Here is a 26,140-nt window from a genome sequence, read left to right as displayed (position 1 = left end):
TTTTCGCAGCAAGGTTTGGCGACAAGGAGATCAAAGATGACAGTCAGGATTTCGGATTACATTCATGGTATGGCCCTCTCGAAGCTTGCCCGATGGGCCGACCTGACGCCCTGGGAGCTGGTGAGCAATGCCCCCGAGCGTGTGCGCGAGCTACTCAAGCAGTTGCCGGATGATGATTACCTGGTATTGGATGATATTGCCGTCCACCGCACAGCGCAGGTCGAAGAGGGCGCCATTCTCAAGGCGCCGCTGATCATTGGCGCTGGCTGTTTTATCGCCGCCGGTGCTTATCTGCGTGGTGGTTGTTGGCTGGATGAGCATTGCATCATCGGCCCCGGCGCCGAGCTCAAGTCTTCCTTCGTGTTCGGCGGCAGCAAACTGGCGCACTTCAATTTTGTCGGTGATTCGGTATTGGGTGCCGGAGTCAATCTGGAAGCGGGCAGCATCGTTGCCAACTATCGCAACGAGCGTACTGACAAAACTGTGAATGTGCGGGTCGATGATGTGCTGGTGCCGACCGGTTGCGACAAGTTTGGCGCGCTGCTGGGCGACGAATCGCGGCTCGGAGCCAACGCGGTCGTCGCACCAGGCGGGTTGTTGCGACCAGGAACAGTGATTCGACGCCTGGCACTATACGATTGCGAAGTGATTTAGAGCATCAGTTGCCGAGGGTGCGCTTGGGCAGGTAAGGCGGCAGGTACAACCCCAGGTAAGCATCAAAAACCCGCATTCCTTCCTCGGCCATGCGCGGCGTGATCTGCCCGTGCTGTTGCACCGAGCGCGCATACACCCGGTCACCCAGTTCCATGGCCAGGGCAAACACATCGACATCGTCGGGAAGCTTCGGCAGCTCGAAGTGATGATCGAAGAGTTTGTGCATCAGGTCGCCCAGTTCGATGTCGTGCTGGCGGTCGGCCTGGGTGACTTCGGTCAGGCCATGTTGGGTCAGAATAAGTTGGCGAGCGGCGGCGTCCTCTGCGTAGATGTCGAGCATGCGTTGTTCCACCAGTCGCGACAGATCGCGCCAGCCATTCAAGGCCAGGTGATCGATGGGGGCTTGCAGGCAGGCGCGGAAGGCCGCATGGACGTCGGCGGTCAAGGCTTCGAGCAGGGCAGGCACGCTGGCGAAGAAGTGGTAGACCGAGGAGGGCGGGATCTCCGCGCGCTCGGCGACGCTGTAGATCGACAGACTGGCCACGCCCTCGGTGGCCAACAGCGTGCGGGCCGCATCGAGAATCGAATCGATCCGGGCCTGGCTGCGTGCGCGGGGTTTGCGGGGGGTGGCTACGCGTGTCATCGGGGTCTCCTGCGGGGCAGCGGGCATTGTACGAGTCGACCCGCCCCTTGTCTGTATTGACTCACCGCCTCGCTTGGTCGTCCCGATGACTCAGTTACCAACCACCACGCTACGATTGTTCAAGGGTTGGATTGGGCGAGCATTCATTGGATATATCGCTCGAAAAGCCTCCAGTTGTGCCTGGGACAATTGCACCGCAGTCGTCAGCACGTTCCACCGTACACCTTCAGTGCACGGTGGCTCTGTAAGTGAACCCATGAAGGCATAGGCGTTGTGGTTTTCAGGCAATAAATCGGCAATGTTCGCTTTGTTCAAGGTGACCCTGCCACCCGCATTCCTGGGCATGGCGGCGAAGATCGGTTCCAGTGCCGTGTTGTGTGCGCCCTCTTCATACATCAAGGCAATAATCGCCAGTTCGCCTGCGTCATTGCGGTGAACCAGATGCACGCCCAATGGATAAGTGCGGCCCTGAATCTTTTCTTCAGCAGGTGTATGGAAGTGTATTTGCACGAGAGAGAACGTACCGGAGGGCAGGGAGACACTACCTGAATTTGGCGCAGACACCTGAATCGTATGGCCGTTGTTCAGTACGGTAACTTTGTTTGGGCGATAGTTGAAGGACACCGGTTTGAATGGGTACTTGAACGCGTTTTGAATGTCGATCGGTGACTGTTCTTGCCCAGCCTTGCAAAGGCTGTATTCGCTTTTCAGTTTGCCCCAGTTTTCAGGGCCAGAGGGGCTTGCGTAACTCCATGGGGCGGTATTGGGGGCTTTGGCCCAGGCAGTGGCGCACAAACCAGCGGCGATCAAGGTAATGGCTGTACCTAATAGAATTTTAGTCATAAATGCAAAACTCAACACTTGGAGGGGCAACCGGATCAAATCTCGGGACCCTGAAGTTTGATCTTGCTGGGAGGCAATCGATGTAATCACTGTCTGATGGTTATGTAGGAGTTGTCCCGAAAATGCCAGTCATCATTCAGCTGGAATGAACCCATAAAAAAACGCCGCAGGCTGTGAGGCCGGCGGCGTTTTTTTACAACGGCAACTGATTACACAGTATGCAGATACCAGTTGTACTCGAGGTCGGAGATGGAGTGTTCGAACTCCTCCAGCTCGCTCTCTTTACAGGCCACGAAAATATCGATGTATTTCGGATCAATGTACTTGGCCATGACTTCGCTGTCGTCCAGCTCGCGCAGTGCATCGCGCAGGTTGTTCGGCAGGCTCTGCTCGTTCTGCTCGTAGCTGTTGCCTTCCACCGGGGCGCCCGGTTCGATCTTGTTGACCAGACCGTGGTGCACGCCTGCCAGGACCGACGCCATCAGCAGGTACGGGTTGGCATCGGCGCCGGCTACACGGTGTTCGATGCGCACCGAGTCTGGCGAACCGGTCGGTACGCGAATCGCCACGGTACGGTTATCCAGGCCCCAGCACGGCGAGTTCGGCACGTAGAACTGTGCGCCGAAACGGCGGTACGAGTTGACGTTCGGGCAGAGGAAGGCCATCTGCGCCGGTAGGGTCTCGAGCACACCGCCGATCGCGTGACGCAGTGCGGCGTTCTGCTCGGGATCCTCACTGGCAAAAATATTCTTGCCGTCTTTGTCGAGAATCGAGATGTGGACGTGCAGACCATTACCCGCCTGGCCCGGATACGGCTTGGCCATGAAGGTGGTGTCCATTTCATGGTCGTAGGCGATGTTCTTGATCAGGCGCTTGAGCAGGACCGCGTAGTCACAGGCCTTGATCGGGTCGGCCACGTGGTGCAGGTTCACTTCGAACTGCGCCGGGGCACTTTCCTTGACGATGGCGTCGGCCGGGATGCCTTGCTCCTTGGCACCTTCGAGGATGTCCTGGAGGCAGTCGACGTATTCGTCGAGGTCGTCGATCAGGTAGACCTGTGTCGAGTGCGGACGTTTGCCGGAAACCGGCGAGCGAGGGGGTTGCGGACGACCGTTCACGTTCTCCTGGTCGATCAGGTAGAACTCCAGTTCGAACGCGGCGCAGATGGTCAGGCCCATTTCGTCGAACTTGCGTACCACATTGGCCAGCACTTCACGCGGGTCGGCGAAGAATGGCTCGCCTTCGAGTTCGTGCATGGTCATCAGCAGTTGCGCGGTCGGGCGCTTCTGCCATGGCTCGTTGCATAGGGTATCGGGGATTGGATAGCAGATTCGGTCAGCATCACCGATGTCCAGGCCCAGACCGGTGCTTTCCACCGTCGAGCCATTGATATCCAGAGCAAATAGAGAGGCCGGCAGGTTGATGCCTTTCTCGTAAACCTTGTGGAGGCTGGTGCGTTCGATGCGCTTGCCGCGCACCACACCATTCATATCCGCAATCAGAAGGTCAACGTACAGAACCTCAGGATGTTCCTTAAGGAACGCGTTCGCTTCGTTAAGCTGAACGGCACGCGGGGGTACCGACATGATGCAACACCTTTGTTGTTAAAAATATCAATCATTGATCTTTTCAGATTCCAGTCAACCCGAACGGCATGCCGAAGTCAAGCGAGGCCTTTTTTGCCCTAAAAAAGCGCTCGTGTGGCTTTTTTGAGGCGATTTGGGGCGTTTTTATGCCCTTGGCCCCTGTGGCGCCCGCAGGCTTGAGCGGGCCGTGTTGTATTTTTTACGGGGGTGTTGTGTAAAAAAATGAACAAGGCTAAGCTCGAATCAAACCCATAACAGCAATAATACCGGGGTGCTTCATGTCTCGCCTGCCGATAATCGGCGTCACTGACTGCTCAAGACAGGTCGGTCGGCATGTTTATCACATCAGTGATGACACGCCCGTCCGTTCCGTGGCCTCAGCGGTTCCGGTGATCCTTGCGTCCCTGATGGTTCGACCGTCCCCGTCCGATATTCTGGACGGTCGCGATGGCACCCCCATTACGGTTACTCCATTCAATATAGAACCGATTCACAATAGCGGCCTGACCATCGTACAGGGCACCGCTCGCGATTCTGCACGCCCGCCTTCTGCAGCCGTGTCGGCAAGCACGATAATCTTCCGCGCAAACGCTCTACAACGCGACGCCGATGCGTCAAACAATGCCTGACCTTAAAAGGGTCAGACAACTCAAGCCTAGAGGCATTTATGAGTAACAACCTCGACCAGCTCACCGATTGGTTGAAAAACCACAAGATCACAGAAGTCGAATGCATGATCGCCGACTTGACCGGCATTACCCGGGGCAAGATTTCGCCGACCAACAAATTCATCGCCGAAAAAGGCATGCGCCTGCCAGAAAGCGTGCTGTTGCAGACAGTGACCGGCGATTACGTCGAAGACGACATCTATTACGAACTGCTCGACCCGGCCGACATCGACATGATCTGCCGTCCCGACCAGAACGCGGTGTACCTGGTGCCGTGGGCCATCGAGCCGACCGCCATCGTCATCCACGATACCTACGACAAGCAAGGCAACCCGATCGAGCTGTCGCCACGCAACGTGCTCAAGAAAGTCCTGAAACTCTATACCGACAAAGGCTGGCAGCCGATCGTGGCGCCGGAAATGGAGTTTTACCTGACCAAGCGCAGTGACGACCCGGATTACCCGCTGCAACCGCCGATCGGCCGCTCCGGTCGCCCGGAAACCGGTCGTCAGTCGTTCTCCATCGAAGCAGCGAACGAATTCGATCCGCTGTTCGAAGACGTCTACGACTGGTGTGAACTCCAGGACCTGGACCTCGACACGCTGATCCACGAGGACGGCACGGCACAGATGGAAATCAACTTCCGTCACGGCGATGCCTTGTCCCTAGCCGACCAGATCCTGGTGTTCAAGCGCACCATGCGCGAGGCCGCGCTCAAGCACAACGTCGCAGCGACCTTCATGGCCAAGCCGATGACCGGCGAGCCGGGCAGTGCCATGCACTTGCACCAGAGCATCATCGACATCGAGACGGGCAAGAACATCTTCTCTAATGAAGACGGGACCATGAGCCAGCTGTTCCTGCACCACATCGGTGGTCTGCAGAAACTCATCCCCGAGCTGTTGCCGCTGTTCGCACCCAACGTCAACTCGTTCCGCCGTTTCCTGCCGGACACTTCGGCGCCAGTGAACGTGGAGTGGGGCGAAGAGAACCGCACCGTGGGCCTGCGGGTGCCGGATGCCGGGCCACAGAACCGTCGGGTGGAAAACCGCCTGCCGGGCGCCGATGCCAACCCGTACCTGGCGATTGCCGCGAGCCTGCTCTGCGGTTACATCGGCATGGTCGAAGGCCTGAATCCGAGTGCGCCGGTGGTGGGTCGTGGTTATGAACGCCGCAACCTGCGCCTGCCGCTGACCATCGAAGACGCGCTGGAACGCATGGAAAACAGCGCGATCATCGAGCGTTACCTGGGCAAAAATTTCATCACTGGCTACGTCGCGGTCAAGCGGGCCGAGCATGAAAACTTCAAGCGCGTGATCAGTTCGTGGGAAAGGGAATTCCTGCTCTTTGCCGTCTGATACGCCGGGCGCCGCCGCTGCCTGGCGGCGCCTTCACCTGATTGTTTTAGGAGATCCGTATGACCAGCAACAATCCGCAAACCCGTGAATGGCAAATCCTGAGCAATGATCACCACCTGGCTCCGTTCAGCGACTTCAAGCAGCTGAAAGAGAAAGGCCCGCGGATCATCACCAACGCCAAGGGCGTTTACCTCTGGGACAGCGAAGGCAACAAGATCCTCGACGGCATGGCCGGCCTGTGGTGTGTTGCGATTGGTTATGGTCGCGATGAACTGGCCGATGCCGCCAGTAAACAGATGCGCGAACTGCCTTACTACAACCTGTTCTTCCAGACCGCGCACCCGCCGGTACTGGAACTGGCCAAGGCTATCGCCGACATCGCGCCAGAGGGTATGAACCATGTGTTCTTCACCGGTTCCGGCTCTGAAGGCAACGACACCATGCTGCGTATGGTTCGTCACTACTGGGCGATCAAGGGCCAGCCGAAAAAGAAAGTCATCATCAGCCGCAAGAACGGCTACCACGGTTCCACTGTGGCTGGCGCGAGCCTGGGTGGCATGACGTACATGCACGAACAGGGCGACTTGCCGATCCCGGGCATCGTCCACATTGCCCAGCCGTACTGGTTCGCCGAAGGCGGCGACATGACTCCGGAAGAATTCGGTATCTGGGCGGCCAACCAGCTGGAAGAAAAGATTCTGGAAGTCGGCGTCGACAACGTCGGTGCCTTTATTGCCGAGCCGATCCAGGGTGCCGGTGGCGTGATCATTCCGCCAGCGACCTATTGGCCGCGCATCAAGGAAATCCTCGCCAAATACGACATCCTGTTCGTGGCGGACGAAGTGATTTGCGGTTTCGGTCGTACTGGCGAGTGGTTCGGCAGCGATTTCTACGGCCTCAAGCCAGACATGATGACCATCGCCAAGGGCCTGACCTCGGGCTACATCCCGATGGGCGGCCTGATCGTGCGAGACGAAGTGGTGGACGTGCTCAACGAGGGCGGTGACTTCAACCACGGTTTCACCTACTCCGGGCACCCGGTGGCGGCGGCTGTGGGGCTGGAAAACATCCGTATCCTGCGCGACGAAAAAATTGTCGAGCGCGTGAAGTCAGAAACGGCACCGTATTTGCAAAAGCGTCTGCGGGAACTGAACGATCACCCGCTGGTGGGTGAAGTTCGTGGGGTCGGGTTGTTGGGGGCCATCGAACTGGTCCAGGACAAGGCCACTCGCAAGCGTTACGAGGGCAAGGGCGTCGGCATGATCTGCCGTCAGTTCTGCTTCGACAACGGCCTGATCATGCGCGCAGTCGGCGACACCATGATCATCGCTCCGCCACTGGTGATCACGCCGGCGGAAATCGATGAACTGGTAACCAAGGCTCGCAAGTGCCTTGACCTGACCCTGAGTGCATTGCAGGGCTAAGTGCTAGGCTCTGAGCGAGGGAGCTGCGGCGCTCTCGCTCAAAGCTGTCACAAAGGCCGGTCTTTTCTTGAAAGACCGCCTCGGATCTTGCCAGACTAGCCGCAGTTCCAGTTGTCAGGGTTCGGCCGCTGAACAAAGTGGTTCAAAAAAGAAAAATTTGGAGCATGACGCATGAAGGCATTAGGTAAAAAGCTTGCTGGCAAGACACTTCTCGCCCTGTCCGTCGCGGGCATGATGGCGGGTGCGGTTCAGGCGGACGACAAGGTGTTGCACGTCTACAACTGGTCGGACTATATCGCTCCGGACACCATCGCGAACTTCGAGAAAGAGTCGGGGATCAAGGTCGTTTACGACGTATTCGACAGCAACGAGACCCTGGAAGCCAAACTGCTGGCGGGCAAGTCCGGCTACGACGTGGTCGTGCCATCGAACAACTTCCTGGCCAAGCAGATCAAGGCCGGCGTATATCAGGAGCTGGACCAGTCCAAGCTGCCTAACTGGAAAAACCTGAACCAGGATCTGCTCAAGGCCGTTTCGGTCAGTGACCCTGGCAACAAGCACGCCTTCCCGTACATGTGGGGCTCGATCGGCATCGGTTACAACCCAGAGAAGGTCAAGGCCGCGTTGGGCGTCGATACCATCGACTCCTGGGACGTGCTGCTCAAACCGGAAAACATTGCCAAGCTCAAGGGTTGCGGTGTGAGTTTCCTCGATTCGCCGACCGAAATGATCCCGGTCGCGCTGCACTACCTGGGCCTGCCAACCGACAGCCAGAAGAAAGAAGACATCAAGAAAGCCGAGGATCTGTTCCTCAAGATTCGTCCTTCGATCACCTACTTCCACTCGTCCAAGTACATCTCGGACCTGGCTAACGGCAACATCTGCGTAGCGGTTGGCTACTCGGGTGACGTTCAGCAGGCCAAGTCCCGTGCCGCAGAGGCGGGTGACAAGGTCAAAGTCAGCTACGCCATTCCGAAAGAAGGCGCTGGCACCTTCTACGACATGGTCGCGATTCCCAAGGATGCCGAGAACGTTCAGGGCGCCTACAAGTTCATGACCTTCCTGCAGAAGCCTGAAGTCATGGCCGGTATCACCAACGCCGTACGCTTCCCGAACGGTAACGCCGCTGCAACGGCTCTGGTCGACAAAGACATCACCAGCGATCCAGGCATCTACCCGCCAGCCGATGTGCTGGCCAAGTTGTATGCCATCGCCGACCTGCCAGCGGCGACTCAGCGGGAATTGACCCGCAGCTGGACCAAGATCAAATCCGGTAAATAATAAGTAAACCTTGTAGGAGCAGCCGGTCGACGTTCGATTGCTCGCGAAAAAAACCGAAACGCCGCGGGGTGTCAGGCACAACGCGTTATCGTTGACGGCCATCGCGAGCAAGCTCGCTCCTACAAGGGTCGTGGTATCTGCATAAAAGTTTTGCTGGAACGGTTTTTCGAGGGTAAGTTGCGCGCCGGTTTTGTTGCCGGGCAACCACGGTTGTCATGTAGCGCGGGGCAACTTGGGCCCAACTAATTTCAGAGGACCTCCACTTGCCTGTTTTTTCTTTCTTGCGCAAAGCCATGCTGGTCGGCGCCGGGCTGACGATTGCTGTCAGTGTCCAGGCCGCCGGCACCGTGCATATTTATAACTGGTCGGACTACATCGGTGAGACCACCCTGGCCGACTTCCAGAAAGAGACCGGTATCAAGCCGGTTTATGACGTCTTCGATTCCAACGAAACCCTGGAAGGCAAGTTGCTGGCCGGGCGTACCGGTTATGACGTGGTCGTGCCGTCGAACCACTTCCTCGGCAAACAGATCAAGGCCGGGGCATTCCAGAAGCTCGACAGGTCGCAGCTGCCGAATTATTCGAACCTCGACCCGGTGTTGCTCAAGCGCCTGGAACAGAACGATCCGGGCAACCTGTACGCCGTGCCGTACCTGTGGGGCACCAATGGCATTGGCTACAACGTCGACAAGGTCAAGGCTGTGCTGGGCGTCGACACGATCGATTCCTGGGGCGTGCTGTTCGAGCCGCAGAATATCAAGAAGCTGCAAAGCTGTGGTGTAGCCTTCCTCGACTCCGCCGATGAAATGATGCCGACAGTGCTCAACTACATGGGCCTGAATGCCAACAGCACCGATCCCAAGGACTACGAAAAGGCCACCGCCAAGTTGCTTGCAGTGCGACCTTACGTGACCTACTTCCACTCTTCGAAATACATCGCGGATCTGGCCAACGGCGACATCTGCGTGGCGATCGGCTTCTCTGGCGACATCTTCCAGGCGAAGAATCGCGCCGAAGAAGCCAAGAAAGGCGTGAACATCGCCTACTCGATCCCGAAAGAGGGCGGCGCGCTCTGGTTCGACATGCTGGCGATTCCGAAGGACTCGGCCAACGTGAAGCAGGCCAATGCCTTCATCAACTATTTGCTCAAGCCTGAGGTGATTGCCCAGGTCAGTGATTACGTCGGCTATGCCAACCCAAACCCTAAGTCGGACAAACTGATGGAACAGTCCATTCGCACCGACGAAGCGGTTTATCCACCGCAAGCGGTGCTCGACAAGACTTATGTGTCCATCGAGCTGCCGCCGAATATTCAACGTTTGATGACCCGCAGCTGGACCAAGGTCAAGTCGGGTAAATAGTTTCAAGGCTCACCTTGAGCGAACTGAAAATTTTGTTGGGAGTTTCGTAAATGGCAGTTGCCTCCGGCGCCTATAAGAAAGCCCTCGAGGGCGACCAGTCACCTAAACAGGTGCTGGTCAAAATCGACCGGGTCACGAAGAAGTTCGACGAGACGATTGCCGTGGACGATGTGTCCCTGGAAATCAAGAAAGGCGAAATATTCGCCCTGCTCGGCGGCTCGGGATCGGGCAAGTCCACGTTGCTGCGCATGCTCGCAGGTTTCGAACGGCCCACGGAGGGGCGCATTTTCCTCGATGGCGTAGACATCACTGACATGCCGCCCTACGAGCGGCCGATCAACATGATGTTCCAGTCCTACGCCTTGTTCCCGCACATGACCGTGGCGCAGAACATCGCCTTCGGCCTCAAGCAGGACAAGCTGCCCGCCGCTGAAGTCGATGCGCGGGTGGCCGACATGCTCAAGCTGGTACAGATGAGCCAGTACGCCAAGCGCAAGCCGCATCAGTTGTCCGGCGGCCAGCGTCAGCGCGTGGCCCTGGCCCGTTCCCTGGCCAAGCGTCCGAAATTGCTGCTGCTCGACGAACCGATGGGCGCACTGGACAAGAAGCTGCGTTCGCAAATGCAGCTGGAGCTGGTGGAAATCATCGAGCGCGTCGGCGTGACCTGCGTGATGGTGACCCACGACCAGGAAGAGGCCATGACCATGGCCGAGCGCATCGCGATCATGCACCTGGGCTGGATCGCCCAGATCGGCAGCCCGATCGACATCTACGAAACCCCGACCAGCCGCCTGGTCTGCGAATTCATCGGCAACGTGAACATCTTCGAAGGCGAAGTGATCGACGACGCCGAAGGCCACGCGATCATTACCTGCAAGGACCTGGATCGTCAGATCTATGTCGGCCACGGCATCAGCACTTCGGTGCAGGACAAGTCGGTTACCTACGCGATACGTCCGGAAAAACTGCTGGTCACCGCCAACATGCCGACCTGCCAGTACAACTGGTCCAGCGGCAAGGTGCACGACATCGCCTACCTCGGCGGCCATTCGGTGTTCTATGTCGAACTGCCAAGCGGCAAGCTGGTGCAGTCGTTCGTGGCCAACGCCGAGCGTCGCGGGCAGCGTCCAACCTGGGGTGATCAAGTCTACGTGTACTGGGAAGACGACAGCGGCGTGGTACTTCGCTCATGAACATGCGCAAACTCAAACGCCGTCTCAATCGAATAATTCCCGGTGGCCGTCAGATGGTCATCGGAGTTCCTTTCATCTGGCTGTTCCTGTTCTTCATGCTGCCGTTCTTCATCGTTCTGAAGATCAGCTTCGCCGAAGCGGACGTCGCCATTCCGCCGTACACTGAAATCTACAGCTACGCCGAGCAGAAGCTGCAGTTGCTGCTTAACCTGGGCAACTACGCGATGCTGGCCGGTGACGAGCTGTACATCGCCGCTTACCTCGGCTCGTTGAAGATGGCGCTTTTCAGCACCATCCTCTGCCTGCTGATCGGCTACCCGATGGCCTACGGCATCTCCGTTGCCCGCAAGGAAGTGCAGACGGTGCTGGTGCTGCTGATCATGATGCCGACCTGGACCGCGATCCTGATCCGCGTTTATGCGTGGATGGGCATTCTCAGCAACAACGGCCTGCTCAATGGTTTCCTGATGAGCATGGGCTGGATCGACGAACCGCTGCAGATCCTCAACACCAACCTGGCGGTCTACATCGGCGTGGTCTATTCCTACCTGCCGTTCATGATCCTGCCGCTGTACGCCAACCTGGTGAAGCACGACCAGAGCCTGCTGGAAGCCGCGTCGGACCTGGGTTCGAGCACCTTCAACAGCTTCTGGAAAATCACCGTGCCGCTGTCGAAAAACGGCATCATCGCAGGCTGCATGCTGGTGTTCATCCCGGTGGTGGGCGAATTCGTGATCCCGGAACTGCTGGGCGGTCCGGAAACCCTGATGATCGGTAAAGTGCTCTGGCAGGAGTTCTTCAACAACCGTGACTGGCCGGTGGCGTCTGCCCTGGCGGTGGTGATGCTGGCGATCCTGATTGTTCCGATCATTCTGTTCAACCGTAGTCAGGCCAAAGAAATGGAGGGCAAGGAATGAAGCGCTTCCGTTTCTCAAGTTTCATGCTGATAGCGGGTTTGCTATTCATCTACGCGCCGATGCTGATCCTGGTGATCTACTCGTTCAACGCCTCCAAACTGGTGACGGTGTGGGGCGGCTGGTCGATCAAGTGGTACGTCGGCCTGCTCGACAACAGCCAGTTGATGGGCTCGGTGGTGCGCTCGCTGGAAATCGCCTGCTACACGGCGGTGGCGGCGGTGGCACTGGGTACATTGGCGGCGTTCGTCCTGACGCGCATTACGCGCTTCAAGGGCCGCACCCTGTTCGGTGGCCTGGTCACCGCGCCACTGGTCATGCCTGAGGTGATCACCGGTCTGTCGCTGTTGCTGCTGTTCGTGGCCATGGCGCAGTTGATCGGCTGGCCGCAGGAACGCGGCATCGTCACCATCTGGATCGCCCACACCACGTTCTGTGCGGCCTATGTGGCGGTGGTGGTCTCGGCGCGTTTGCGCGAGCTGGACCTGTCCATCGAGGAGGCGGCCATGGACCTGGGCGCGAAGCCGTGGAAGGTGTTCTTCCTGATCACCATCCCGATGATCGCCCCATCGCTGGCAGCGGGCGGCATGATGTCCTTCGCCCTGTCGCTGGATGACCTGGTGCTGGCGAGCTTCGTGTCGGGTCCGGGTTCCACGACCCTGCCGATGGAAGTGTTCTCGGCGGTGCGTTTGGGCGTGAAGCCCGAGATCAACGCCGTGGCCAGCCTGATCCTGTTGGCGGTGTCGATCGTGACCTTCATGGTCTGGTTCTTCAGCCGTCGTGCCGAAGAAAGCCGCAAGCGTGCGATCCAGCAAGCGATCGAAGAAGCGGCAGCCGATTCATGGAAGCAACCGGACGTGCGTCGCGCACAGGCACCGGAAGCGGCTTGAGCCTGAAGTCGGGTTGGCCCTTGTGGCCAACCCGATCCCTCTGTAGGAGCGAGCTTGCTCGCGAAGGTGTGTCAGTCACCTTGCCTCGGCTGACACACCTTCGCGAGCAAGCTCGCTCCTACACGGTTTTTATGCAGTCCAGGGGGATTTGCGGATGACCTCGACGAAGTTCATCGGCTTGAACCCCGGCTCCTGATCCACCAGCACATCGGTCTTCACATTACCGAATGTAGTCTGCGGACGATGGCGCAAACCGTCGGCAAACGCGCAGATGATGCACTCCTTGAATCCCTCGCCCCGTGGATGCGCATGCACCACTGCTTCGCGCTGCACGCTGGAGAACGCGGCGTAGTCCATGCCCAGCACGTCCATCTCGACGCCCGCCGTGACCAGCGCCACGGTGGGCCGCAAGTGCTGAGGCACGCCCGGTGTGGTGTGCAGGGCAATCGATAGCCAGACCTGTTCGATGTCGTCATCGCTCAATCCGTACGGCTTGAGAAATGCGGCTGCCGCATTGGCTCCATCGACTTCGAAGCGTTCGTTTTCACTGCGATGACCTTGCACCAGGCCCAGGTCATGGAACATCGCGCCGACGTACAGCAACTCCGGGTTGTAGGCCAATCGCTTGCGCTTACCGCTCAGTGCACCGAACAGGAAGACCCGGCGCGAGTGGTGGTAGAGCAGGTCGGACTCGATGTCGCGGATGTATTCGGTGGTGGCCTTGGCCAGTGCGCTGTCGGGGATCTTGATGCCGGCGATGGTGGTGCTCATGGAGTTCTCCTCTTCGTGATGAGGGTTTCAGTCTGTTCCGGCCCCCGAAACCGGACAATCGATCCATGGCTGCGATCCCGGCCAATGAGCGTGCATATCGCGCCAACCTCGCTTGTTGCTTGTGGATTGGCTAGGGTGCACGCAGTCTCTGTAGGAGCGAGCTTGCTCGCGATGGACGTCAACGATGGCGGGGGCTGCCTGGATGAGCGCGGCACTCTTGTGTACATCGCGAGCAAGCTCGCTCCTACAGGAGATGGTGCAATCAGATCCCTGGAGGGCGATTCACGTCATGAGTAAAACCGTAGCTATCGTGGTGTTCGCCGGCGTCCAGTCACTGGATGTCACCGGGCCCATGGATGTGTTTTCCGAGGCCAATCGTTTCCTTGCCCCGCAGGATCACTATCGTCTTGAGGTGATCGGCGTCGAGCGCGGAATGATGGCGTGCTCCAACGGTTTGGCACTCAATGCCCATCGACATTTCAGCGAAGCGCTGGAGCCGTATGACCTGTTGCTGGTGGCTGGCGGGCCGCAGTTGCCGTTCATGAGTTTCGGTGTGGCATTCGACACCTGGTTGCGCGATGCCTGCGCGCGGGCCAAGCGCTTTGGCTCGATCTGCAATGGCGCGTTCATTCTCGCCAGGGCCGGGTTGCTGGAGGGGCGCACGGTCACCACGCATTGGCAGGACGCATCGGATCTGGCGGTGTTGTGTCCCTCGTCGCGGGTGGAGGCGGATCGACTGTATGTTGAGGACGGGGAGCTGTTCACCTCGGCCGGGGTCACTGCGGGCATCGATCTGTCCCTGTACCTGCTGGGCCAGGATCACGGGCCGGAAGTGGCGCTGAATGTCGCCAAGCGGTTGGTGGTGTTCACCCAGCGTTCGGGCGGGCAATCGCAATTCAGCCCGTTCCTTGTGCCTCACGCCGAACCGGATTCGGCGGTGGCGATGGTCCAGCATTACGTGCTGGCCAACCTGACGGGAGATTTGACCATCGCCGACCTGGCCAATGCCGCCAATATGAGTGCACGCAACTTCTCCCGGGTGTTCGCCAGGGAAGCGAAAATCACCCCGGCCGAGTTTGTCGAGCGTGCACGGGTCGATGCGGCGCGGGTGATGCTCGAAAGCACCCGCGCGCCGCTCAAGACTGTGGCCTATCAGTGCGGCTTCCGCGATGCCCAGCACATGCGCAGTGTGTTCAATCGCAGGCTGGGGGTGACGCCGCAGCAGTTTCGGTTGAATTTTGCGGCGATGGTTTGAGGAGACATTGTTGTTGTCTGTCAGGTCCCCATCGCGAGCAGGCTCGCTCCTACAGGGATCGCTGTCGAACACAAATTTTGTGAACACCAGAAAAACCTGTAGGAGCGAGCCTGCTCGCGATGGGGCCGGCCCGGCCAGCAAAAATCTATGGCACAGCCCGCGCCGGCAACAGCTTCAAGGTACTGCGGGTATTGGCCGTGACTTCTTCGTCATTGAGATGCGCCTGGAAGTACATCCCCTCGATGTAGGCCTCGGCCTGATCATCATAGTGACTGTCGAACAGTACGCCGCTCTGGCCGACCGGGTTGACGGTCAGGCTGTGGGCTGGGTCGGCGAAGTCGATCAGGCGCCGGGTCGAAGGGCCGTAGGTGACGGGCCACGGAGCCGGGCCTATCTTCGCCGAGAGGTTGTTCGGCACTTCATGGGTGCCGGGTGCGGCGAAGGGGCCGACGTTGAAGATCAGGTCCAGCGGCTTTTGCTGCCCCAGCGGATGGCCATGGGTCAATGTGTGCGCCTTGCCCCACTGCCATTGCGCGGAGTCTGCGCCTAGGATGGTCTTGAGGTGCGCGATGCTGGCTTGCCAGGCGGCCTTCACTATGTCGGCACGGGTTTCCTTGTCGAGGGTGGTGCGGTTGTCCCACCACGGCGAATCTGCGCTGGCGGCCAGGCGGGGTAACGCGGCGTCGATCACCCGGGTCGAGAGCAGCGTTTCGAAGAAGTCGTTACCCAGCTCATCGTGCATCGTCGCGTCAGTCAGGTTGAACAGAAACTGGTTGAACAGCGTGGCGCTGATCGAGTCGAGCGGGTAATCGCCTTTCCACTGGGCCAGTTGCTCCACCAGTTTGAGTTCGGCGGGATCGCTCAGCACTTCGCGCAACACCGGCAACAGCGGTGCCAACAGGCGCGGGCCATAGGCGGTGGTGGTGCCCAGTTGCAGCTGCTGGCTGTTTTCCAGGTTCCATTTGAGCGCTTTGTCGCTGAGCTGACGATTGAGTTGCTGGCCACGATCGGCAAGGTTGTAGTAACCGGGAATCTCCATGCCGGTCGGTGATACCGGCTGAAAGTTGGCCGAGACAATGTAGCCCCGCGCCGGGTTTTCTTCCTGGGGGTTGGCGCTGAACGGGTAGAAGCCATCCTTGTCCGCCTCGGCGGTGCTGCCGTCGAGGATGAACCACGGGCGAACCCCCACCGGGCGCTTGGGCAATTGCGCCGCTGCCCACCAGCCGATGTCACCCTTGGCATTCGCCCAGACAACGTTCAGGCCCGGAGCCTGGATTTTTGCCGCGGCACCGCGGGCCTTGGCCAGGGTGTCGGCGCGATTGAGCTGATAGAAACCCTCGAGTATCGGGTTCTGGCTTTCGAGAAACGCCCACCACATCGCAATCGGTGTCTTGCCGCCGCCGCTGCCCAGGGCATCGTTGACGATCGGGCCGTGGGGCGATTGACGCAACACCAGGGTGACTGGCGCCTGGCCCTTGACCGCGATCTGCTGCTCGCTGGTCGTCATGTCTACCCACTTGCCGCGATACCAGACCTGATTGGGGTTGTCCGGGTTGACCTTCTCGGCGATCAGGTCGAGGTCATCGTTCTGGAACATGGTGATGCTCCAGCCGAAGTCGTGGTTCATGCCCAGGGAGGCGAACGGCATCAGGGCCTGATAGTGGCCGTAGAGTTCAAAGCCCGGCGCCGAGAGCTGCGCTTCGTACCACACCGACGGCGCAGAAAAACGGATATGCGGATCGCCCGCCAGCAGCGGCTTGCCGCTTTGGGTCCGGCTGCCCGCGACGACCCAGGCGTTGCTGCCCTCGAACTGTGGCAGGCCGTTGTCAGCCAAGGCTTGTTCGCTCAGGCGGGCGAGGGCGTTGAGGTCTTTCCAGTCGGCGCTGGCCAATGAGGGGGCGGTCCCGTTGAGCATGCCTTTTGGCTGCCAGTCGAGATCGAAGATGTTCAGGTATTCAGGCCCCAGTTGATCGCGCACGAATGTCAGCAAGGGTTCGGTACGAAATGCCGCGGCAAAACTGTAGGCCATGTACCCGGCGATGCTGATGGTGTCCTGGGCCGTGAATGGGCGTTTTGGAATACCCAGCACGTCGAACTCCAGGGGTTTTGCGTGACTGTCCTGATACTGGTTGATGCCGTCCAGATAGGCTTGCATGGCGATGAAGGAGGGCGACTGCTTGTCGAGGTTCGCGAAGTAGGTTTCGGCGCGTTCGCGAATGCGCAGGCTGCGCATCAGTTTGTCGGTGTCGAGCAGTTTCGGCCCGAGCACTTCAGCCAGTTCGCCACGGGCCAGGCGACGCAAGACCTCCATCTGGAACAGGCGGTCCTGGGCATGGACGTAGCCGAGGGCACGGTACAGGTCGGTTTCGTTGTCGGCACGGATATGCGGAACACCACGCTCGTCGTAGCGCACGGTGACGGAGCCTTGCAGATGTTGCAGTTCCACCATGCCCTGGCGTGACGGCTGCTTGCTGTAGAGGTACCCGCCGGCCCCGGCGGTCAGCACGACGATCAGCAGAGCGAGAGCGGTCAGGCTGCGTTTCATGGTGACTCCTTGTTATTGTGATTCCTGGCGCCACTGTGTAACACGGCGCGCCGATATGGCGCATCGCCCGTAGGAGGGATTCGTATTACCAGGTCTTTGCCTACTTCGCGGGATCGACAGGCCACGGGCAGTAACACCCCACAGCCAATGTATGCGTGGCACTCACCGCACGACCTTCATCGAGCGCCTGCAGAATCGGCTCGATAAAGCTGTTGCTGGAATTACAGGTCAGGCCTTCGCTGTACGGGCCGAAGTACGCCAGTTTGCCGCTGCGATCCCAGATCGCCACGGCCGGGCTGGCGGGGACCTGTTCGGAGCCGGGCAGGATGTCGATGGATTTGAGGCTGCTCAAGGTGCCCGGCAATTGGCCGTGGCTACCGGGTTTTTGCACGACATAGAATTCCACGCCATGGGGTACATAGCGCTCGACCAGTTCGGTCAGGTGTTGTTGATTGCCGACATTGCACGGGCAGGCCGGGTCCCAGAAATGCACCAGGCGGATGGCGCCAGGGCCGGCGAGGGATTCGGGAAGGCGCAGCGGATCCCCCGAAAACATCGCCGTGTGCTCGCTGAACGTGCGCAGGTAACGCCCCTGGAACCAGTCGTAGGCCGCCCACAACACGCCGGCACACACCACGGCGAGCAGGCAGGCAAACAGGGTGGCGCGAAAGGGCGGACGCATCGGTTCAATCCTCGAAGGTCGGCTAGCTTGCCATGCTTGCCGCGACAGATGAATATCGCAGGCCTATAAAGTCCGTTTCACGTTCTGGAATCGTCCATGCCGGCTACTTTCGACCCTGATCTTCTACGCGCCAGCTTGCTGCCTCTGGCAGCCGGGCAGCCGTTGTCAGCACAGGCGCAGGCTTACCAGCGATTCTACGGGCTGGATTTTGCGCAGCGTCAGGTGCGCAGTGGCCTTGGGCGGTTCGAGGTCGATGGTTATGAGCTGGTCAGCCAGGTCTGGTGGCCCGAGCGGGCGAAGGCGACGCTGTTTGTCATCCACGGTTTCTACGATCACATCGGGCTCTACCGGCATGTGATCGAGTGGGCGCTGGACCAGGGCTTTGCGGTGATTGCCTGCGACTTGCCGGGGCACGGCTTGTCCAGTGGCGAACGGGCGAGCATCAAGGATTTCGCCGAATATCAGGACGCGTTGCAGGGCTTGTTCCGCGAGGCGCAATCCCTCGACTTGCCGCAACCGTGGCACTTGTGCGGGCAGAGTACCGGCGGGGCGATCGTGATCGATCATGTGTTGAATGCGGGGGCGAACAGCCCGGCCCAGGGTCAGGTGATTCTGCTGTCGCCGTTGGTGCGGCCGCGGGCGTGGGGTTGGTCACAACTGAGTTACTACCTGCTCAAGCCTTTCGTCAAAGCCATCGCCCGGCGTTTCAGCGAGAACTCCAACGACCCGGCGTTTTTGCCATTCCTGCAAGCAGATCCGTTGCAGCCGCTTCGCCTGCCGACAGCCTGGGTGGGCGCATTGGCACGCTGGATCAAGCGTATCGAAGCCGCACCCACGAGCACGCGGCGGCCGCTGATCGTGCAGGGCCAGGCCGACATGACAGTGGATTGGGAGCACAACCTGGACGTTTTGCGGGGCAAGTTTGATCGGCCGCAGGTGCTGATGCTGCCCGAGGCACGGCATCATCTGGCGAATGAAACGTTGGTGATGCGGCAGGAGTATTTCGGGTTTTTGACCAGGCGGATGAGCCGGCAATATCGATGAGTCAAAATCGAAAGATCGCAGCCTTCGGCAGCTCCTACAGAGCGTTTGTAGGAGCTGCCGAAGGCTGCGATCTTTTTTACTGGGTCAGGTTCGAATTGCTCTGCCCCACCGCCAACCCCGCCCGAATCGCAGCCAATGCGGCCTGATAATAAGCCTGGCCTTCCGCCGATTCGGCAAAGGTTGCGAACTCTTCCAGCTCGTCGTCCGACAGGTCGCGATAGACATACAACAGCGTGTTGTTGAGGTCGCTGCCGATCTGGTCCATCAGGCGCTGACGTTGTCCGTTCAGCATGCCCTGTGCCTGACCGGCACCGAGCAGCCCGGGAATCATCGAGCTCAAGCTATCAGCGGCGACGCCGGCAATCGCCAGGCTGACTTCCGCGCCGGCCTCGCGTGCGGGCAGGGCTTGTGCCAAATGGCCGATGATCAGCAGGCGGCTGTCGCTGGCCTGCATTTTCGGCAGACCCTTGGCGTTTTTGGCCAGTTGGTCGCGACGGGTCGCCAGCAGCTCGGCGGCGACGATTTTCTTGCCCAGGGGCGATTGGAAAAACGTCAGCGCGGGTTTGGGATTGGCGAGCTTATTGCGCAATTGCGCTTCGGCACGCTGGTCCACGGCCTGGGCGGAAAAACGCTGATTGCTGTTATTGACCAGTGCCTGAAACACCGCTGGAGGCAGGCTGCCCTGGTAGCGTTGCTGAGCAGCCGAGAGGGCGTCGTTGAAATGCGCGCGTTGTTCCGGCCAGCCGGCGACCTTGTACAACTGGTCGTGGCCGTCTGCCCAGGCGGGCAATACGCAGAATATCAGCAGTGATAAAAGCAAACGGCGCATAGGGACTCCAGTCAGCAGGCGACTATTCTCCGTGCGGCATCCGTACTTGTCGAGAATTCGTATCAGCCCGCTGCGCGGCTCTGTCGGATTTCCGGGTACAGGAATACTATGCGCGGCATGCAAATATCCTCTGATCACCCACTGCTGTTACGAATCGTCGACGATCTGGCCGAGCACGGTTGGTCGCAGCAGAATATTTTCCTGCCTCTGGATCTGACCCAGGCGCTGGCGGCCGAGTGTCGCAAGCGTGCTGTCGAGGGTGAGCTGGCTCCGGCTGCCGTGGGGCGTGGGCCGTCATCGGAGATCCGCGAAGGGATTCGTGGCGACCATATCCAGTGGATCGACCCCGGCCAGGCTGAGGCTTGCGACAGCTACCTGAGATTGATGGGCAGCCTGCGCGAGGCGATCAATCGCGGTCTGTTTCTTGGCCTGGAGGATTTCGAAAGCCATTTTGCGATGTACCCGCCCGGTGCCTTTTACTTGAAGCATGTCGACCGCTTTCGCGATGACGACCGGCGCATGGTTTCGGCGGTGGTTTACCTCAATGACGGCTGGCTTCCCGAGCACGGCGGCCAATTGCGCATGTACCTCGACAATGATCGTGTCCAAGACGTGCAACCTATCGGCGGCTGCCTGGTGGTGTTTCTCTCCGCAGAGGTTCCCCACGAAGTCCTGCCCGCGACCCGGGATCGCCTGTCGCTGACCGGCTGGTTCCGCCGGCGTGGTAACGAGCCGTTCTGATCATGCAGAAAATTCTCGTCAGCCGCTGCCTGTTGGGCCACCGGGTTCGTTACGACGGCGGGGCCAGCGGGCCGTTCGATCAGCTTGCGCAGTGGCTTGATGAAGGTCGGGTCGTACCCTTGTGCCCAGAGGTCGCCGGCGGCTTGCCGACGCCACGGGCGGCGGCGGAAATTCCGGGCGGGCAGGGCGCGCAAGTTCTCGACGGCCAGGCGCTGGTGATCACTACCGAGGGCGAGGATGTCAGTGCGCAGTTTTTGTCGGGGGCGTATCAGGCACTTGAGCTGATCCGCAAGCATGGCATCCGCATCGCCATCCTCAAGGCCAACAGCCCGTCCTGCGGCAATCTGCTGACCTATGACGGGACATTCAGTGGTGTGAAGGTCAGTGGCGAGGGCGTGACGGCGGCGTTGCTCAGTCGCCATGGGGTGCAGGTGTTCAGCGAGCTGGAGTTGGCGGAGGCGACGCAGGCGTTGGCAACACTCGATTAACGAGCAACACAAGACACTGTAGGAGCGAGCCTGCTCGCGATGAGGCCAGTCCAGTCAACATTGATGTTGAATGTCAGGCCGCCATCGCGAGCAGGCTCGCTCCTACGGGGTTTGCATGCAGTGGCTCAAGGCTTCGGCACCACACCCGCATCTGCCCCCAACCACTTCTGCTCCAGCGCTTGCAGTCGCCCATCATCCTTGATCCGCTGCAGCGCGTTTTCCAGGCTGGCATGGAACGCCGGATTACCCTTTTGAAACGGAATCGCCAGGCTCACGGCCGGGTTGGTTTTAGGCTTCTCTTCTGTCAGCGACTGCACCAGCAGAATGGAGCGCGGCTGTTCTTTTTGCGCGATCAATTGCGCATGTGTTTGAACGTAAGGTTCGCTGAAATCGAAACGATCCTGGAGGTCCGGGGTCGCTGCTATGTGGTTGATGGCGATGTCGTATTTGCCACTTTCGACGCCAGTCAGCAGATCGCTGCCGTCGGTGACGACAAAGTCGGCCCGGACATCGAGTTCACTTGCCAGCAGTTGGCCCAGCTCGACTTCGAAACCGGTGAGTTTGTCGTCATCCTTGAAATTGAATGGAGGGGTGTTGGCTTCAACGGCAATACGCAATTCGCCCCGGTCGTTGATGTCATCAATCAGTTCGGCGTGAGCCAAGGGGCTCAAAAGGGGTAGCAGGCAGATCAGGCCAGGCAGAAAGCGCATGGTCACTCCTTTGAATTTTTTATCGCGACCCTCTGATTCAGGCTCGCTTTGCTATGGTTGTCGAGTGCCTTCGACAACAAATGGCCATGAAGTTGTCATGACCACGCGAATTTTACGGAAAAACTGGAGAAGAGAATGAAAACCTTTATGTCACGTGCTGCTTTGGCTGGCCTGTTGATGGGTGTTTCGGTGCTGGCTAGTGCTGCAACGCCGGCTCCGAAAGGCGCCGAAGTGTCCATTGTTTCTCCCGAGGACGGTGCGACGATTCCACAGACCGTCGTCGTCAAGTTCGCGGTCGAGAACATTGCCTTGGCACCGGCGGGCGATACCACCAAGAACACCGGTCATCATCACGTGCTGATCGACGTCGATAAGCTGCCAGCCGCCGGTACGCCGATCCCCAAGGATGCCAACCACCTGCATTTCGGCGGTGCGCAGACCCAGGCTGAAATAACGCTCACGCCGGGCAAACACACCCTGCAGCTTGAACTGGGCGATAGCAACCACATACCGTTCGAGCCGCCGATCGTTTCCGAGAAGATCACCGTCAATGTGAAATAAAAAAAGGGAGCCCCTTCGCAGGGGCTCCCTTTTTATTACACGCAAGCTCGCCGCTGTTCTTTAGAACAGCACGCGGCTACGGATGGTGCCGTTGACGTGTTGCAGCTTCTCTTGCGCCAGGTCCGAGTACTCGGCGTCGACGTCGATCACCACGTAGCCGACCTTCTCGTTGGTCTGCAGGAACTGACCGGAGATGTTGATGCCGTTTTCGGCGAAGACCTTGTTGATCTCGCTCATCACGCCCGGGATGTTCTCGTGGATGTGCAGCAGGCGGTGCTTGCCAGGGTGAGCCGGCAGGGCCACTTCCGGGAAGTTCACGGACGATACCGAAGTACCGTTGTCGCTGTACTTGACCAGTTTTTCCGCCACTTCCAGACCGATGTTGGCCTGGGCTTCAGCGGTGGAACCACCGATGTGCGGGGTCAGGATCACGTTGTCCAGGCCACGCAGCGGGCTTTCGAACTCTTCTTCGTTGGAGCGTGGCTCCACCGGGAATACGTCGATGGCTGCGCCGATCAGGTGCTTGTCCTTGATCGCGTCCGCAAGGGCGTCCAGTTCGACCACGGTGCCGCGGGCGGCGTTGATCAGGATGCCGCCTTTCTTGATGGCGCGGATTTCTTTCTCGCCCATCATCCACTGGGTGGCGGCGGTTTCCGGTACGTGCAGCGAAACGATGTCGGACATCGCCAGCAGCTCGTGCAGCTTGCCTACCTGAGTAGCGTTACCCAATGGCAGCTTGGTGATGGTGTCGTAGAAGTACACCTGCATCCCCAGGCCTTCAGCCAGGACCGACAGTTGAGTACCGATCGAACCATAACCGACGATGCCCAGCTTCTTGCCGCGGATCTCGAAGGAGTTGGCCGCGCTCTTGATCCAGCCGCCACGGTGGCAGGAAGCGTTCTTCTCGGGGATGCCGCGCAACAGCAGGATCGCTTCGGCCAGCACCAGCTCCGCTACGGAACGGGTGTTGGAGTACGGCGCGTTGAACACGGCGATACCGCGCTCACGGGCCGCGTCCAGGTCGACCTGGTTGGTGCCGATGCAGAAACACCCTACAGCCACGAGCTTCTTCGCGTGATCGAAGATCTCTTCGGTCAGTTGAGTGCGGGAGCGAATGCCGATGAAGTGAGCATCAGCGATCTTTTCCTTGAGCTGGGCTTCCGGCAGAGAACCGGTGAGGTACTCGATGCTGGTGTAGCCCGCCGCCTTGAGGACGTCGACAGCCGATTGGTGGACGCCTTCGAGAAGAAGGAACTTGATCTTGCTCTTATCGAGAGAAGTCTTGCTCATCTGCGTAAACCTGTATCCCGGAGAAAAATGGCAGGAGATAGCCAGCAGACGCTGACCCGGACGGCACGACAGCCGTCACCGCAGAACAGCCCTTGGGCACTATCCTGCGGGGGCGGTATGCTAGCATATGCGCCCCGCTAAACACTCATTCCTGCGACGTGAAGCGTTCTCAGGATGACCATGAATTGTTCGAGAGTTCTGTCGATGACCAATCCTGCCCTGATTGATGAGCTGAAGACACTGGTTGAGCCTGGCAAGGTGCTGACCGATGCCGACTCCCTGAATGCTTACGGAAAGGATTGGACCAAGCATTTCGCCCCGGCCCCGACCGCCATCGTGTTCCCCAAGACCACCGAGCAGGTCCAGGCCATTGTCCTGTGGGCCAATAAACACAAGGTGGCACTGGTGCCGTCCGGCGGTCGTACCGGGTTGTCCGCTGCTGCCGTGGCGGCCAATGGCGAAGTGGTCGTGTCGTTCGACTATATGAACCAGATCCTCGACGTGAACCTCACGGACCGCACCGCGGTTTGTCAGCCGGGCGTGGTCACCGAGCATCTGCAGAACGTGGCCGAAGAAAAAGGCCTGTACTACCCGGTGGACTTCGCTTCGGCAGGATCGAGCCAGATTGGCGGCAATATCGGCACCAATGCCGGCGGGATCAAGGTGATTCGCTACGGCATGACCCGTAACTGGGTCGCGGGCATGAAAGTGGTCACCGGCAAGGGCGACGTGCTGGAACTGAACCGCGACCTGATCAAGAACGCTACCGGCTACGACATGCGTCAGCTGTTCATCGGCGCCGAAGGCACCCTCGGCTTCGTGGTCGAAGCGACCATGCGCCTGGATCGCGCGCCGAAAAACCTCACCGCAATGGTCCTCGGTGCCGCCGATTTCGACTCGATCATGCCGGTGCTGCACGCCTTCCAGAGCAAGCTTGACCTGACCGCCTTCGAATTCTTCTCCGACAAGGCCCTGGCCAAAGTCATGGGTCGTGGCGATGTCCCGGCGCCGTTCGAAACCGACTGCCCGTTCTACGCGCTGCTGGAATTCGAAGCGACCACCGAAGATGTAGCCAACCACGCCCTGGAAACCTTCGAGCACTGCGTCGAGCAGGGCTGGGTACTGGACGGCGTGATGAGCCAGAGCGAAACCCAGCTGCAAAACCTGTGGAAGCTGCGCGAATACATCTCCGAAACCATTTCCCACTGGACGCCGTACAAGAACGACATCTCGGTCACCGTGTCGAAAGTCCCGGCGTTCCTGAAGGAAATCGACGCGATCGTCGGCGAACACTACCCGGACTTCGAAATCGTCTGGTTCGGCCACATCGGCGACGGCAACCTGCACTTGAACATCCTCAAGCCGGATAACCTGAGCAAGGACGAGTTCTTCGCCAAGTGCGCCACCGTCAACAAGTGGGTGTTCGAAACCGTCGAGAAGTACAACGGTTCGATTTCCGCCGAGCATGGCGTGGGCATGACCAAGCGTGACTACTTGACCTACAGCCGCTCCCCGGTCGAGATCGAGTACATGAAAGCGGTCAAGGCAGTGTTCGACCCGAACGGCATCATGAACCCGGGCAAGATCTTCGCGGTTTGATCGGCAATCTTTAAGCATCCATGAAGGCAGGAGTCGGTAATGAGCTATCAGCACCAGTATGTCGACGGTACGCGTATTCATTTCCCGCTGGGGAAAGTGGTGTGCATCGGCCGTAACTACGCCGAACACGCCAAGGAACTGGATAACCCGGTACCGACCGAGCCACTGCTGTTCATCAAGCCGGGCAGTTGTGTTGTGCCGCTGGAAGGCGGTTTCAGCATTCCGACCGAGCGCGGTTCGGTGCATTACGAAGCGGAAATCGCGGTCTTGATCGGCAAGCCGTTGTCGACCAGGCCGAGCCGCGAAGAAGTGCTCGACGCCATCTCCGGTTTCGCCCCGGCCCTGGACCTGACCCTGCGCGACAAGCAGGCCGAGCTGAAATCCAAGGGTTTGCCCTGGGAAATCGCCAAGTGCTTCGACGGTGCGGCGGTGATTGCTCCGTTTGTGTCCGGCAGCACGTTTGCCGATCTGACCGACATTGGTATCCGCCTGACCATCAACGGTGAGGTGCGCCAGGACGGCAACAGCAGTGCAATGCTCAATCCGATCGTGCCAATGATCCAGCACATGGCCGGCTGCTTCTCGCTGCAGGCCGGCGATGTGATTCTGACTGGCACACCAGTGGGTGTCGGTCCGCTGAATGTCGGTGACGAGATCGTTCTGGAACTGCCGGGCGCGAGCCGCTTCACCAGCAGCGTTCGCTAATCACGCCACGCCCAATGTAGGAGCTGGCTTGCCAGCGATGAGGCCGCGACATTCAACATCCATGTTGTTTGTTACACCGCTTTCGCTGGCAAGCCAGCTCCTACA

The 26,140-nt window shown here is 59.3% G+C and carries 24 protein-coding genes; 15 read left to right on the top strand and 9 right to left on the bottom strand.

The window, feature by feature from the left end; genetic code table 11:
* The first annotated feature begins 36 nt into the window (after positions 1 to 36).
* Complete coding sequence (locus tag KW849_RS24490; RefSeq protein WP_218431616.1) at positions 37 to 654, top strand: LpxA family transferase; 618 nt, start codon at positions 37 to 39, stop codon at positions 652 to 654.
* 4 nt (positions 655 to 658) lie between these two features.
* On the opposite strand, the gene KW849_RS24485 is transcribed toward KW849_RS24490, so the two are convergent.
* From KW849_RS24485 to KW849_RS24475, 3 genes are all read right to left on the bottom strand, one after another.
* Entirely contained in the window at positions 659 to 1,297 is a 639-nt protein-coding gene (locus KW849_RS24485; protein ID WP_218431615.1) for a TetR/AcrR family transcriptional regulator, read from the bottom strand.
* A 90-nt stretch (positions 1,298 to 1,387) separates the two neighbouring features.
* A complete protein-coding gene (locus KW849_RS24480; RefSeq protein WP_218431614.1) occupies positions 1,388 to 2,140 on the bottom strand; it encodes a carbonic anhydrase in 753 nt (250 codons plus the stop codon).
* Positions 2,141 to 2,349: 209 nt separating this feature from the next.
* Complete coding sequence (locus KW849_RS24475; protein WP_218431613.1) at positions 2,350 to 3,726, bottom strand: glutamine synthetase family protein; 1,377 nt, start codon at positions 3,724 to 3,726, stop codon at positions 2,350 to 2,352.
* Positions 3,727 to 4,393: 667 nt separating this feature from the next.
* Here KW849_RS24475 and KW849_RS24470 point away from each other — a divergent pair.
* From KW849_RS24470 to KW849_RS24440, 7 genes are all read left to right on the top strand, one after another.
* Positions 4,394 to 5,752: a glutamine synthetase family protein gene (locus KW849_RS24470; protein ID WP_218431612.1), complete on the top strand. Its 1,359-nt coding sequence runs from the start codon at positions 4,394 to 4,396 to the stop codon at positions 5,750 to 5,752.
* Between the two features lie 59 nt (positions 5,753 to 5,811).
* Positions 5,812 to 7,176: an aspartate aminotransferase family protein gene (locus tag KW849_RS24465; RefSeq protein WP_218431611.1), complete on the top strand. Its 1,365-nt coding sequence runs from the start codon at positions 5,812 to 5,814 to the stop codon at positions 7,174 to 7,176.
* 171 nt (positions 7,177 to 7,347) lie between these two features.
* On the top strand, positions 7,348 to 8,457 hold the full coding sequence (locus tag KW849_RS24460) for a polyamine ABC transporter substrate-binding protein (protein WP_218431610.1): 1,110 nt from the start codon (positions 7,348 to 7,350) through the stop codon (positions 8,455 to 8,457).
* Between the two features lie 263 nt (positions 8,458 to 8,720).
* Positions 8,721 to 9,818, top strand: coding sequence for a polyamine ABC transporter substrate-binding protein (locus KW849_RS24455; protein ID WP_108217126.1), 1,098 nt, complete (start codon positions 8,721 to 8,723; stop codon positions 9,816 to 9,818).
* 50 nt (positions 9,819 to 9,868) lie between these two features.
* The gene (locus tag KW849_RS24450; RefSeq protein ID WP_218431609.1) at positions 9,869 to 11,011 is read left to right on the top strand and encodes an ABC transporter ATP-binding protein; all 1,143 of its coding nucleotides are present in this window, start codon (positions 9,869 to 9,871) and stop codon (positions 11,009 to 11,011) included.
* 35 nt (positions 11,012 to 11,046) lie between these two features.
* Positions 11,047 to 11,928 carry an ABC transporter permease subunit gene (locus KW849_RS24445; RefSeq protein WP_191622238.1) on the top strand — a complete coding sequence of 294 codons (882 nt, stop codon included), beginning with the start codon at positions 11,047 to 11,049 and terminating at the stop codon, positions 11,926 to 11,928.
* A complete protein-coding gene (locus KW849_RS24440) occupies positions 11,925 to 12,815 on the top strand; it encodes an ABC transporter permease subunit (protein WP_218431608.1) in 891 nt (296 codons plus the stop codon). Before KW849_RS24445 ends, KW849_RS24440 begins: the two co-directional genes overlap by 4 nt.
* A gap of 129 nt (positions 12,816 to 12,944) precedes the next feature.
* Here the strand turns inward: KW849_RS24440 and KW849_RS24435 are convergent, their stop codons facing one another.
* On the bottom strand, positions 12,945 to 13,586 hold the full coding sequence (locus KW849_RS24435; protein WP_218431607.1) for an HD domain-containing protein: 642 nt from the start codon (positions 13,584 to 13,586) through the stop codon (positions 12,945 to 12,947).
* Between the two features lie 289 nt (positions 13,587 to 13,875).
* On the opposite strand from KW849_RS24435, the gene KW849_RS24430 reads away from it, so the two are divergent.
* A complete protein-coding gene (locus KW849_RS24430; RefSeq protein WP_218431606.1) occupies positions 13,876 to 14,841 on the top strand; it encodes a GlxA family transcriptional regulator in 966 nt (321 codons plus the stop codon).
* Between the two features lie 145 nt (positions 14,842 to 14,986).
* On the opposite strand, the gene KW849_RS24425 is transcribed toward KW849_RS24430, so the two are convergent.
* Both KW849_RS24425 and KW849_RS24420 read right to left on the bottom strand, forming a co-directional pair.
* Entirely contained in the window at positions 14,987 to 17,386 is a 2,400-nt protein-coding gene (locus tag KW849_RS24425) for a penicillin acylase family protein (RefSeq protein ID WP_218431605.1), read from the bottom strand.
* 100 nt (positions 17,387 to 17,486) lie between these two features.
* Positions 17,487 to 18,068 (bottom strand): DUF6436 domain-containing protein, encoded by a 582-nt coding sequence (locus KW849_RS24420; RefSeq protein WP_108217119.1) that lies wholly within the window; start codon positions 18,066 to 18,068, stop codon positions 17,487 to 17,489.
* A gap of 96 nt (positions 18,069 to 18,164) precedes the next feature.
* On the opposite strand from KW849_RS24420, the gene KW849_RS24415 reads away from it, so the two are divergent.
* On the top strand, positions 18,165 to 19,112 hold the full coding sequence (locus KW849_RS24415) for an alpha/beta hydrolase (protein WP_218431604.1): 948 nt from the start codon (positions 18,165 to 18,167) through the stop codon (positions 19,110 to 19,112).
* A gap of 76 nt (positions 19,113 to 19,188) precedes the next feature.
* Here the strand turns inward: KW849_RS24415 and KW849_RS24410 are convergent, their stop codons facing one another.
* Complete coding sequence (locus KW849_RS24410; protein ID WP_218431603.1) at positions 19,189 to 19,941, bottom strand: DUF2059 domain-containing protein; 753 nt, start codon at positions 19,939 to 19,941, stop codon at positions 19,189 to 19,191.
* A gap of 108 nt (positions 19,942 to 20,049) precedes the next feature.
* Here KW849_RS24410 and KW849_RS24405 point away from each other — a divergent pair, with 108 nt between their 5' ends.
* Both KW849_RS24405 and KW849_RS24400 read left to right on the top strand, forming a co-directional pair.
* The gene (locus KW849_RS24405) at positions 20,050 to 20,682 is read left to right on the top strand and encodes a 2OG-Fe(II) oxygenase (protein WP_108217116.1); all 633 of its coding nucleotides are present in this window, start codon (positions 20,050 to 20,052) and stop codon (positions 20,680 to 20,682) included.
* Positions 20,683 to 20,684: 2 nt separating this feature from the next.
* The gene (locus tag KW849_RS24400; protein WP_218431602.1) at positions 20,685 to 21,170 is read left to right on the top strand and encodes a DUF523 domain-containing protein; all 486 of its coding nucleotides are present in this window, start codon (positions 20,685 to 20,687) and stop codon (positions 21,168 to 21,170) included.
* A gap of 125 nt (positions 21,171 to 21,295) precedes the next feature.
* Here the strand turns inward: KW849_RS24400 and KW849_RS24395 are convergent, their stop codons facing one another.
* The gene (locus KW849_RS24395; protein ID WP_218431601.1) at positions 21,296 to 21,880 is read right to left on the bottom strand and encodes a transporter substrate-binding domain-containing protein; all 585 of its coding nucleotides are present in this window, start codon (positions 21,878 to 21,880) and stop codon (positions 21,296 to 21,298) included.
* Between the two features lie 135 nt (positions 21,881 to 22,015).
* On the opposite strand from KW849_RS24395, the gene KW849_RS24390 reads away from it, so the two are divergent.
* Complete coding sequence (locus KW849_RS24390) at positions 22,016 to 22,441, top strand: DUF4399 domain-containing protein (RefSeq protein WP_218431600.1); 426 nt, start codon at positions 22,016 to 22,018, stop codon at positions 22,439 to 22,441.
* Between the two features lie 60 nt (positions 22,442 to 22,501).
* Here KW849_RS24390 and serA read toward each other — a convergent pair whose 3' ends face one another.
* Positions 22,502 to 23,731, bottom strand: coding sequence for a phosphoglycerate dehydrogenase (gene serA / locus KW849_RS24385; protein ID WP_108217112.1), 1,230 nt, complete (start codon positions 23,729 to 23,731; stop codon positions 22,502 to 22,504).
* Positions 23,732 to 23,935: 204 nt separating this feature from the next.
* Here serA and KW849_RS24380 point away from each other — a divergent pair, with 204 nt between their 5' ends.
* Both KW849_RS24380 and KW849_RS24375 read left to right on the top strand, forming a co-directional pair.
* The gene (locus KW849_RS24380; RefSeq protein WP_218431599.1) at positions 23,936 to 25,330 is read left to right on the top strand and encodes an FAD-binding oxidoreductase; all 1,395 of its coding nucleotides are present in this window, start codon (positions 23,936 to 23,938) and stop codon (positions 25,328 to 25,330) included.
* A 39-nt stretch (positions 25,331 to 25,369) separates the two neighbouring features.
* On the top strand, positions 25,370 to 26,035 hold the full coding sequence (locus KW849_RS24375; protein WP_218431598.1) for a fumarylacetoacetate hydrolase family protein: 666 nt from the start codon (positions 25,370 to 25,372) through the stop codon (positions 26,033 to 26,035).
* Positions 26,036 to 26,140: the final 105 nt, after the last annotated feature.

The sequence above is a fragment of the Pseudomonas sp. PDM26 genome (assembly GCF_019219185.1).
Taxonomy (GTDB): Bacteria; Pseudomonadota; Gammaproteobacteria; order Pseudomonadales; family Pseudomonadaceae; genus Aquipseudomonas.
Note: the sequence above shows the minus strand (reverse complement) of the source record. Positions and strands in the feature narration are given on the sequence as shown.